This window comes from Oceaniglobus roseus (assembly GCF_002869745.1).
Lineage (GTDB): Bacteria > Pseudomonadota > Alphaproteobacteria > Rhodobacterales > Rhodobacteraceae > Oceaniglobus > Oceaniglobus roseus.
The window spans coordinates 107793-114892 of sequence record NZ_PNOS01000008.1 but is presented as its reverse complement, the minus strand read 5'-3'; the positions used below and the strand labels follow the sequence as shown (position 1 = coordinate 114892).

Below are 7100 nucleotides of genomic sequence, written 5' to 3'. Positions count from 1 at the left end.
GGCGCGGGCCGGGCGGGCCGAAGGGCAGGCCCTGGGCGCACAGGGCAGCGGCGCACTGGCGCGACCGGCGGCAGTGTCGGTGCCGGAAGGGACCCGACAGACGGCGGCGCTGGCCTGGAGCGGGGAGGGGACGGTGGATCCGGTCTCGCTCGCCGCGATCCAGGCCTTCGCCCGGCCCGGCGACCGGGCGGCGGGCGAGGGGGAGCGGGTGCGCGATGCCATCGGCGGGCTGCTCGCCTCGGTTCCCTGCGCGCGGCTGAGGACGGAGTTCGACCCCGAGACCGGCCGTCTGGAGCTGCGCGGCCACATCCCCGAGGAGGGGCTGCGGGCGCCGGTGCTGGCGGCGCTCCGGGCGCAGCTCGGCAGTTCGATCCCGGTGACCGAGGCGGTGCGGATCCTGCCCCGCCCGGTCTGCGGCGTGCTGTCGGACATCGGCGCGGTGGGCCTTGCGCAGTCCGACGACCAGTACGGCGATCCGACGGTGATCGGCGCGGCGACGCAGGTGGCCGAGATCCGCTTCGAGGAGGGGCAGCGGATGGCCTTCACCCTGCTCGGCGCCGATTACCCGGCCTACTTCTACGTCGATTACTTCGACGCCTCGGGAACGGTTCTGCACCTCCAGCCGAACGAGACGGTGGCGCCGCGGATCGTGGAGGCGCAGGGCGCGGTCTATGTCGGCAGCGCGGCGGACGGCAGCCTTCCGCTGGTCTTCGACGCCGCACCACCCTTCGGGCAGGAGGTGCTGGCGGCCTTCGCGTCGTCGGTGCCGCTCTACGATGGCGTCCGGCCGCTCAGCGAACCGGCGGGGCCCTACCTCGAGTTCCTGAAGGCGCGGGTGGCGGCGGCGCGGGCCGCGGACCCGGGGTTTCGGGGCGAATGGTTCTACGTCTTCGTCACCATCGCGCCGCGGTCCTGACCCCCGCGAAAAGGGCCGACCGTGCCCCCGCTGCCCCGATGAAAGGCTGCCGTCCCCGCGCTATTGCGGGCAGCCGCCCTCGGCCCATTTCCTGAGTGTCGCCTTGAATCCGCCGCCCAGCGGATGCTCCTTGCTGAGCGCGCGCGCGGCGCTGGCGAGCGTGTAGGTCTGCGCCTGGGTGCAGAGGTTCTCGGCCTCCCAGTGGTGGCAGTCGCTGCAATGCTTGTCCTTCCAGACCTCGTCCGGCAGTCCCTCGATCGGCGGGAACAGGGGCGAGCCCTTGATGATCTCTTCGAGCGACCTGCCGGTGACGCCCTCGCCGCCGGCGGTCAGCGTCGAGGTGAAGGTGACCGGCTGGGCGATCTCGGGCAGGGACTGGTGCGCCTCGGGCGCGGCCGCGACGGCGGGGGCCTCGGGTTGCGGCGTCAGCGCCGCCTTCGCCTTCTGCGCCCGCAGGATCGCCAGTTCTAGGCTCGCGATCTCGGCGTAGATCCCGGTGGGGTAGGAGCCGAGATAGGCGGAATATCCCTCGATCGTGCCCTCCGCCTGGGCCTTCGCGAACATCTCGCGCTCGGCATCGGCGGGGACGCGCGGCTGCGCCGCCGCGCTCGGGGCCGGGGCGGCCACGAAGGTGAAGTTGCGCGTCAGCGACGAGGTGTCCCAGGGCGTCTGCGCGCCGTTCGTGGCCTGGAGGACCGCGTTCCGCACCGACTTGAACAGCTGCTCGATCGGTACGCCGGGTTCGGGGATCCGCTCGGCCAGCGCCGCGGTGAAGGGGCTGTTGCCGTCCACGCCGTCCAGCGCCACTTCGCCGGGCGCGGTGGAATAGGCGAGGAAGGTGCCGGTCGGGGCGCGCATCTCGGCCAGGCCCGGATCGTCGAGCGAGCGGATCGAGACGAAGGGATTGTCGCGGCAGGCATCGAGGATCACGATGTTGGTGACGTTGCTGGCCGAGTTCATCTGCCTCAGCACCGCCTCGGCGTTGACGCCGACCAGCGGCAGGTCGGCGGCATCGGTCAGGGTGACGTCCACCGGCAGCAGGTAGTTCGTGCCGAAGGACTGCACCCCGTGCCCGGCATAGTAGAACAGCCCCACCGTGTCCGCCCCGCCGTCGCGCAGCGAGCGGCCGAAGCGGGCGATGGCGAGGTTCATCTCGGCCTGCCCGGCGTTCAGCAGCTTGGTCACCTGGAAGCCCGCCGTCTCCAGCGCGGAGGCGATACGCTCGGCATCGGCGGCGGCATTGTCCAGCGCGGTGACGTTCTCGTAGCTGCTGTTGCCGACGACGAGGGCCAGCCGATTCTCGGCCGCGGCGGCGAGGCGCAGCTCGGCGCGGGCGGTTGCCGGCGCCCCGAGGAGGGTCGCCGCGGCGACGACAAGGCCGGCCAGGGTGGCGGCCGGACGTGCAAGCAGGCGGAATGCAGTACAGCTATCTCTCATGTCGGTTCTCTGCCCGTTTCAGTTCAGCACCGCGAATTCTATCCGGCGGTTGCGGCGTTGCCCCTCGCGCGTCGCGTTGTCTGCGACCGGGCGCGATTCGCCATAGCCGACACTGACCAGCTGCGATGCGTCGACGCCGTGACTGACAAGATATTGTGTCACCGTTTGGGCGCGCCGTTCGGAAAGCGCCTGGTTCGTTGCATCGCTGCCCAGGCTGTCGGTATGGCCGCCGACCTCGATCTTCAGGCCGGGGCAGCGGCGGACGATGTCGACGATGCTGTCGAGCAGGAAGTTGCTCTGCGGATCCAGACGGGCGCTGGCCGGGGTGAAGTTGATGTTGTCGGTGCGCGACAGGATCTCGAACCGGCCGACGCAGGCCTCGAGGTCGAAGTTGCCCGCCGTCTCCAGCGCGGCGCTGGCAGGGGCCGCGGCCGGGGTGGCCGTCGCCGCCGGGGCGGCCGGTGCCGGTGCGGGTGTCGCCGGGGCCGGGGCCGGGGTGGCGGCGGTAACGGCATTCCCGAGCGGCGTGTTGCGCGAGAAGATGAAGTCGAAGCTGACGGTGGCGGAGGGCACGATCTTGACGTTGGCGGCCTCCTCCAGCTTGCGGATGCCGTTGTCGAGGTTGTAGTCCGCGGTCGCGACCGAGATCGGCGTGGCCGAGGCGACCGACACCATGTCGTCGCTGAGGAGCGTGATCGCCACCTCGGCCGTCTGCTCCTTCGTCACGCCGTGCAGGTCCAGGGTGAAGGGCAGGCTCACCGTCTTGCGGCGCACCGAGGGCAGGTCGTCCAGCAGGGCGGGGTCGATCGTTGTCGTGATCGTGGCCTTGGGATACTGGAAGGTCTCGAACATCAGGAACCGCATCCGCACGTTCCTGAGGTCGACCTTGGTGTCGACCGAGTCGAGCAGCACCTCGACCGTCGCCTGGCCCTGCGGGTCGATGGTGCCCGAGAAGGTGGCGAAGCTGCTGACTTCGACCTTGGTGTCGTTCTTCACCGACTGGAACCGCAGGGCCGATGAATCGGGGGTCAGGGTCCAGCCGCTGGCGAAGGGCGAGGGCTGGGCCCCGGCGCCCCCGGCGAGGCAGAGCGACAGAAGGAGGGCGGCGGTGCCGAAATCGCGGCGCAGGGTGGAAATCGGTGACATGAAATCCTCGCGATGATCTTGCTGCAATGGGCATAGCATAACAGAGCGTCCCGTGTCGGGAAACTTCCGGCGAGGCAGGCGATTCCATACCCTCCTGCGGTTGCAGGGCCACGCTTCGGCTCGCCGCGTCGACCTTGCGGGCGAGGGCGGACCGGCCGGCCCGGCGATCGGGCCGCCGCAAGACGCCGGACCCGGCGATCGGCGCGTCCCGAGCATGCGGAAGGCGGTGCAAGGTATTGATTTGAGAAATACCCTGTCCTAACGTCAGCGCCAGTGGTCGGGCGCGGGTTCCCAGGCACTTGAAGATTTTTTCATCCGGACGGGGCGCCATTTCCGCGCCGGGTTCCGGGGGCGGATTTGCGGGTGATCCTTCGGTACACGGCCCCTCGGCTGTCTCGAACGGTCCCGGTCTTTCCGCCGGGGTCGGCCAACCTGGAGGTATCCCGTGGCGATCTCGATCTCTTCCTTCGGCGACGATGCCCCGAGCGGCGAGAACCTCGAATACGATCCACTGTTCACCGCGTTGCAGCTGGCCGCCCAGCCCGAGGAGGAGCGGCAGGCGGGAAACGAGATCCTGCCGGGCGCCGAGCCGAGCCCGAAGCCCATCGTCGAGGCGGCGCAGAAGGTCCTGGAGCAGAGCCACGACCTGCGCGCGGCGGTGCTCTACGGCTACGGCGCGGTGCGGATCCACGGCCTGCCGGGGCTGGCCGAGGCGACGGCGTACATCCGCACCTGCCTGACCGAGTTCTGGGACACCTGCCATCCGCAGCTCGACGCCGACGACGACGACGATCCGACCGAACGCGTGAACGCGGTGCTGGGGCTGGCCGACCCGCAGACCGTGCTGAAGGCCGTGCGCAACGCGCCTCTGACGGAAAGCCGGTCCTTCGGGCGGATGTCGCTGCGCGACATCGCCATCGCCGAGGGCGAGGCCTCGCCGCCCGCGGACATGGAGAACGTGCCGACGGCGCAATCGGTCGGCGCGGCGTTCCAGGACACCGACCCCGAGACGCTGAAGGCGACGCGCGACGCGGCGAGACAGGCGCTGGAGGACGTGCTGGCGATCAACGCGGTGTTCGATGCGAAGACGCCGGGGCAGGGCCCCTCGCTCGACCCGCTGGTGACGCTCCTGAAGCGGGCGACGGCGCGGTTGACGGAGGAGGTCGGCGAGGAGGCGGCGCCCGCGGCGGAGGACGGGGCGGAAGCCGCGCCGGTCGCGGCCGGCCCTGCCGGGGCCGGAGCCGCCGCCGCGCGTCCGAGCGGCGCCATCGCCTCGCGCAAGGATGTCGAGCAGGCCATCGACAGGATCCTGAAGTATTACGAGGAGCAGGAACCCTCGAGCCCTCTGCCGCTGCTGCTGAAGCGCGCGCGGCGACTGGTGGGCGCAGATTTCATGACCATCGTCAACGACTTGGCCCCCCTCGGGGTGGAAAATGTCAATCTGATCGGAGGTATGGAAAACCCGGAGTGACTTCGGGTCAAGGCAAGAGCTACTGATTGCACAACGCGCTTCACTCACGAGACACCGACAGGGAGACAGCAATGTCCAGTTCGCAGAAATTCATCGCCCGTAACCGCGCGCCGAGGGTCCAGATCGAGTACGATGTGGAACTCTACGGGGCCGAGAAGAAGGTCCAGCTGCCGTTCGTCATGGGGGTCATGTCCGACCTCGCCGGCAAGTCCGAAGTCCCGCAGCCCGGCATCGCCGACCGCAAGTTCCTGGAGATCGACGTCGACAACTTCGACAGCCGCATGAAGGCGATGAAGCCGCGCGCCGCGTTCTCGGTTCCGAACGCGCTGACCGGCGAGGGCAACATGTCGGTCGACATCTCCTTCGAGAGCATGGACGACTTCTCGCCCGCCGCCGTGGCCCGCAAGGTCGAGCCGCTGAGGAAGCTGCTGGAGGCCCGCGAGGAGCTCAGCAACCTGATGAGCTACATGGACGGGAAGCCGGGCGCGGAAGAGCTGATCGCCTCGACCATGAACAACCCCGAACTGCTGAAATCCCTGGCCGCCTCTCCGGCGCCCAAGGACGAAGAATAAGAGACCGGGAGGAGGAAGAACATGGCTGAAGAAGCAACCCAGGCCGAAGCCCAAGGCGGCGCAACCGAAACCACCGAGGGCGACTTCGCCTCGCTGCTGCAGAAGGAATTCAAGCCGCGCTCGGACAATGCCAAGACGGCGGTCGAGAACGCGGTGAAGACGCTGGCCGCGCAGGCGCTGGAGCACACCTCGCTGATCTCCGACGACGTGCTGCACTCGATCAGCGCGATGATCGCCGAGATCGACAAGAAGCTGTCGGACCAGGTCAACCTGATCATCCACCACGAGGACTTCCAGCAGCTGGAATCGGCCTGGCGGGGGCTGCATCACCTGGTCAACAACACCGAGACCGACGAGCAGCTGAAGATCCGGGTGATGAACATCTCGAAGAAGGATCTCCACAAGACTCTGAAGAAGTTCAAGGGCGCCGCCTGGGATCAGTCGCCGATCTTCAAGAAGCTCTACGAAGAGGAATTCGGCCAGTTCGGCGGCGAGCCGTTCGGCTGTCTGGTGGGTGACTACCACTTCAACCACTCCGCCCCGGACGTCGAGCTTCTGGGCGAGATGGCGAAGGTGGCGGCGGCGGCCCACGCGCCCTTCATCACCGGCGCGGATCCGTCGCTGCTGAACTTCGAGAGCTGGCAGGAGCTGGCCAATCCGCGCGATCTGGCCAAGATCATGAGCACGCCGGAATATGCCGCCTGGAAGTCGCTGCGCGACAGCGAGGACAGCAAGTACATCGGCCTGGCCATGCCGCGCTTCCTGGGCCGCCAGCCCTATGGCGCAAAGCAGAACCCGGTCGAGGAGTTCGCCTTCGAGGAGGACACGACCGAGGGCGGCGGCGACAAGTTCGCTTGGGTCAACGCGGCCTACGGCATGGCGACCAACATCAACCGGTCGTTCAAGGAATACGGCTGGTGTTCGCGGATCCGCGGCGTTGAATCGGGCGGTACGGTGGCGAACCTGCCGACCCACACCTTCCCGACCGACGACGGCGGCGTGGACATGAAGTGCCCGACCGAGATCGGCATCTCGGACCGGCGCGAGGCGGAACTGGCGAAGCTGGGCTTCATGCCGCTGATACACCGCAAGAACACCGACATGGCGGCGTTCATCGGCGCCCAGTCGCTGCACAAGCCCGCCGAGTACGACGATCCGGATGCCACGGCCAACGCCAACCTCGCGGCGCGGCTGCCCTACCTGTTCTCGACCTGCCGCTTCGCCCACTACCTGAAGTGCATGGTCCGCGACAAGATCGGCTCGTTCAAGTCGCGCGCCGACATGGAGAAGTGGCTGAACAGCTGGATCCTGAACTACGTGGACGGCACGCCCGAAACCTCGTCCGAAGCGACGAAGGCGCGGCGTCCGCTCTCGGCGGCCGAGGTGGTCGTCGAGGAGGTCGAGGGCAACCCCGGCTATTACACCTCGAAATTTTTCCTCCGTCCGCACTACCAGCTCGAGGGGCTGTCGGTCTCTCTGCGCCTGGTCAGCAAGCTGCCGTCGGAAAAGTGAATTCGTCCCCGGGGCGGCGGGTGCCGCTCCGGGATCTTAACCCAGT

Annotated in this window: 6 protein-coding genes; 4 read left to right on the top strand and 2 right to left on the bottom strand. The window is 68.4% G+C overall.

The genetic code is table 11. The features are described from left to right. Window positions 1-916, top strand: a 916-nt coding sequence (locus A7B20_RS06225; protein ID WP_216641175.1) for a DUF4384 domain-containing protein, incomplete at its 5' end; no start/stop codon positions are given. A gap of 60 nt (window positions 917-976) precedes the next feature. On the opposite strand, the gene A7B20_RS06220 is transcribed toward A7B20_RS06225, so the two are convergent. Continuing rightward, window positions 977-2353 (bottom strand): caspase family protein, encoded by a 1377-nt coding sequence (locus tag A7B20_RS06220; protein ID WP_102107695.1) that lies wholly within the window; start codon window positions 2351-2353, stop codon window positions 977-979. Between the two features lie 18 nt (window positions 2354-2371). Then, the gene (locus A7B20_RS06215; protein WP_102107694.1) at window positions 2372-3499 is read right to left on the bottom strand and encodes an OmpA family protein; all 1128 of its coding nucleotides are present in this window, start codon (window positions 3497-3499) and stop codon (window positions 2372-2374) included. Window positions 3500-3944: 445 nt separating this feature from the next. On the opposite strand from A7B20_RS06215, the gene tssA reads away from it, so the two are divergent. From tssA to tssC, 3 genes are all read left to right on the top strand, one after another. Continuing rightward, the gene (tssA, locus tag A7B20_RS06210; RefSeq protein WP_102107693.1) at window positions 3945-4970 is read left to right on the top strand and encodes a type VI secretion system protein TssA; all 1026 of its coding nucleotides are present in this window, start codon (window positions 3945-3947) and stop codon (window positions 4968-4970) included. A gap of 71 nt (window positions 4971-5041) precedes the next feature. After that, on the top strand, window positions 5042-5542 hold the full coding sequence (gene tssB, locus A7B20_RS06205) for a type VI secretion system contractile sheath small subunit (protein WP_102107692.1): 501 nt from the start codon (window positions 5042-5044) through the stop codon (window positions 5540-5542). 21 nt (window positions 5543-5563) lie between these two features. Continuing rightward, window positions 5564-7054: a type VI secretion system contractile sheath large subunit gene (gene tssC / locus A7B20_RS06200; RefSeq protein ID WP_102107691.1), complete on the top strand. Its 1491-nt coding sequence runs from the start codon at window positions 5564-5566 to the stop codon at window positions 7052-7054. Window positions 7055-7100: the final 46 nt, after the last annotated feature.

Coding starts and splice junctions, on each gene's coding strand:
- tssB (WP_102107692.1), top strand. CDS start 5,042: ATGTCCAGTTCGCAGAAATTCATCGCCCGTAACCGCGCGCCGAGGGTC.
- A7B20_RS06215 (WP_102107694.1), bottom strand. CDS start 3,499: ATGTCACCGATTTCCACCCTGCGCCGCGATTTCGGCACCGCCGCCCTC.
- tssC (WP_102107691.1), top strand. CDS start 5,564: ATGGCTGAAGAAGCAACCCAGGCCGAAGCCCAAGGCGGCGCAACCGAA.
- A7B20_RS06220 (WP_102107695.1), bottom strand. CDS start 2,353: ATGAGAGATAGCTGTACTGCATTCCGCCTGCTTGCACGTCCGGCCGCC.